This window comes from Candidatus Cryosericum odellii, from assembly GCF_003570935.1.
Lineage (GTDB): Bacteria > Caldisericota > Caldisericia > Cryosericales > Cryosericaceae > Cryosericum > Cryosericum odellii.
The window spans coordinates 1-2,888 of record NZ_QXIU01000079.1 but is presented as its reverse complement, the minus strand read 5'-3'; the positions used below and the strand labels follow the sequence as shown (position 1 = coordinate 2,888).

At 54.5% G+C, this 2,888-nt stretch carries 3 protein-coding genes; 1 reads left to right on the top strand and 2 read right to left on the bottom strand.

Features of this window, described 5'->3' with window-relative positions:
• Nucleotides 1–258 (top strand): MoaD/ThiS family protein (locus SMC5_RS03185; protein ID WP_126854921.1); only part of this gene is annotated, 258 nt, incomplete at its 5' end.
• A 48-nt stretch (nt 259–306) separates the two neighbouring features.
• On the opposite strand, the gene SMC5_RS03180 is transcribed toward SMC5_RS03185, so the two are convergent.
• Together SMC5_RS03180 and SMC5_RS03175 are read right to left on the bottom strand one after the other, a co-directional pair.
• Nucleotides 307–1,536 (bottom strand): NAD(P)/FAD-dependent oxidoreductase, encoded by a 1,230-nt coding sequence (locus SMC5_RS03180; protein WP_165848949.1) that lies wholly within the window; start codon nt 1,534–1,536, stop codon nt 307–309.
• Nucleotides 1,533–2,888: aldehyde ferredoxin oxidoreductase family protein (locus SMC5_RS03175; protein WP_119119556.1), on the bottom strand; the 1,356-nt coding region annotated here is incomplete at its 5' end. The genes SMC5_RS03180 and SMC5_RS03175, both read right to left, overlap by 4 nt.

Genomic DNA, 2,888 nt, shown 5'->3' with positions numbered 1-2,888 from the left:
ACGGTGAGAGTGTATCTGGCAGAAGACTTCAAACAGGGACCCGTTCCACTCTCAGCCTCGACGTATATCGAGGCGCTGCGAAGCCTTGTTGCGGAGTATCCCGTCCTGAAGAGCGTTATCCTCACCGAAGAGCTGAAACTGAAACGGGACTACATCTACCTGCTCAACGGGAGAAGTGTCGAGTTTCTGGGCAAGGAAGATGCGTTGCTCAAGGATGGAGACACCATGTCGCTGTTTCCGCCGATCGGCGGCGGCTAAACAGGCCAGGCGCTCGATGAGCGCCTGGCCTTGTGACAAAGTGACCCTTTACAGAGCTACCTTGAAAACAGACGGATACAAGTCTGCGTGCGCAATGGTTCCGTGCAGGACAGGATTGATCATGGAGCTGATGTCGGTCTGGTCTCTCATCATCCTGAGATAGACGCCGGGGTTGACGGCGCCTTCGCCGACGAAGACAAAACCTCTCAACTTCCCGTCCTTGACGATAATCTTGCTGTACTCGCCGTCACTCACGTTCCTGTAGACATCACCTTCGTCGTGCGTGCTGATCCCACCGGTGAAGATGGTCTGTCCAAAAACCATCAAGATATTCCTGAGGACATCGCCACCGTAGGGCATCTCCATACCGAGCATATTCCCGGCAGCGTTGTTCGCTTGCTCTACGGCCACAGGCCAGAGAGCGTGAAGCGTCTTCTCACCCAGCAGGATGTCGTCTGTCTCGACAGCATCCCCTGCGCCATAGATACCCGGTACACTTGTTTCAAGATACCGTCCAAGAACGACACCCTTGTTGAGCTGAACACCCGTACCCTTCAGAAAGCCGGTGTTGGGGCGCACCCCTTTGCCATAGACGACACAGGAGCCGCTGAGGACTTTTCCTGATGCAAGCTTCACCTCCAGGGCGCCGTCCTTCTCCTCGATTTCCTGGATGTCCTCGCCCTTGAGCAGCTCCACATCGAGTCCTGCAAACAACTTCTCGATGATTACAGAGGCTTCTCGATCGACGATCTGGGACAGGGCCCTGTCCGAAGAAATGACATAGGTCACAGGAATACCAAGCTTCACGAGAGCATCGCCTATTTCAGCATTGACCAGCCCGGCGCCTGCCAGAATGACCCTCTTCTGTGTCGATTCCGCTATTCTCTTCCGAATGACCTCAATATCTCCGATATTCCTGACACCGACCACCGAAGGAAGTCTTGCGCCAGGTATGTCGGGGATGAACGGAGATGTGCCCGTTGCTATCAGGAGTCTGTCATAGTCGAGCTGCTCGCCATCATTCGTATGGACGGTTTTCGACACCGTATCGACCCCGTCGACGTACTTGTTGAGGGCAATTTCGACCCCGTCCACGGAAGGCAGCATGCAGTTCTCAAACCAGGTCATCCCGGAAAGAATGTAGGGAAGGGACATCTTGCCATACGGCCGGACTCCCTCCCCCGAGAGGACGATCACCTCCTGCTCCGGACTGAGTTCCTTTATCCTCGCTGCTGCCGTTATTCCCGCGACAGAGGCTCCGATGATCACGTGTCTCATGACAGGTCTTCGAGTCCCAGCTCTTTCAGTCTGTCCTTTGTGGGAACGCTGTCCTTGCCCCATCCTCTCAGGGAGTAGTACTCACCCAGCATCTTATCGAGTTCCTCGATTTCACCTTTGGAAGGGCCCGATGCGATCGGCTCGTTGAGAATTCTTGGAGGCAGAGTGTCGTCCTTCCCGGTAAGCCCTGACTTCAGATTGAAGAGTTTCTCCATGTTCCAGATTCTCTCGCCGATCTTCAGGAACTCCTTGTCATCACAGTCAAAACCGGTAGCAGCTGAGTAAAGCTGTGCAAGGTCCTTTGCCTGCAGTCCAAATGTCGTAAACAGGCATGTCCCCGTAGAATCAAGTGCTGCCGTCAAGTCCTGCAGGAACTTGGTAACAGCAGCCTTGCCCTCATAAACCAATCTGTCAAGACCCGGGGAGAGTATTTCGGCAGCTATGGTATAGCCCCTGACATGACAGGCTCCTCTATTACTGGTTGCATATTCCAGACCGATTCCCTTGATACCTCTCGGGTCATAGGCAGGAAACTCCTGCTTCTTCACCGACATGGACAACTCTGGATGTCCATAGTGCTCAGCAAGTCGGTAGGAACCCTGCGCGAGCAGTCTTCCAAACTCATCCTTCTGCTCTCCCATTGCTCGTATTGATTCTACAACTGCATCCGCGTCGCCGAACCTCAGGGGGAAGGGCGCATCCTTGGCAGGCATGTACCCCTTCTCATAGAGCTCCATCGCACAGGCAACCGTTGATCCGGCAGAGATCGTATCGAGGCCGTACCGATCGCAGAGGTAGTTTGCCATGGTGACAGCATCGAGGTCCGAGTTGCCACACATTGCACCAAGTGACCAGATAGACTCCCACTCGGGCCCACCACCGTGCTCGCCTTTGTACTTGCCTTCTTTGATTGCAGTGACTCTTCCGCAGGCAATAGAGCAGTCAGAGCAACCTTCATTGCGTACCAGGTTGCGCGCCCGCAGCGTCTCACCACTTATCTTGTCCGCCTCAGGAAGATATGCATCCTGCGCATTTCGCACAGGCATTGAACCAGTGGAGTTTATGATGTTCACAAGAACTGCAGTTCCATACAGAGGAAGTCCTCCACTTGCAACGGGGTTCTGTGCAAGGATCTCTCTTGTTGCCCGCACAGCCTCTGCAAACTTGTCATGATCAGCGACGGTGACGCCCAGATTTCCTCGTACAACAATACCCTTGAGGTTCTTGCTGCCAACGACGGCGCCGACGCCTGTCCTGCCCGAAGCTCTGTGCCCATTGAACATGACATTGGCGATCATGGACATCTTCTCGCCGGCAGGTCCAATCTCCATCGTCTCGGCTTCGAGATGTGT

Coding starts and splice junctions, on each gene's coding strand:
- SMC5_RS03180 (WP_165848949.1), bottom strand. CDS start 1,536: ATGAGACACGTGATCATCGGAGCCTCTGTCGCGGGAATAACGGCAGCA.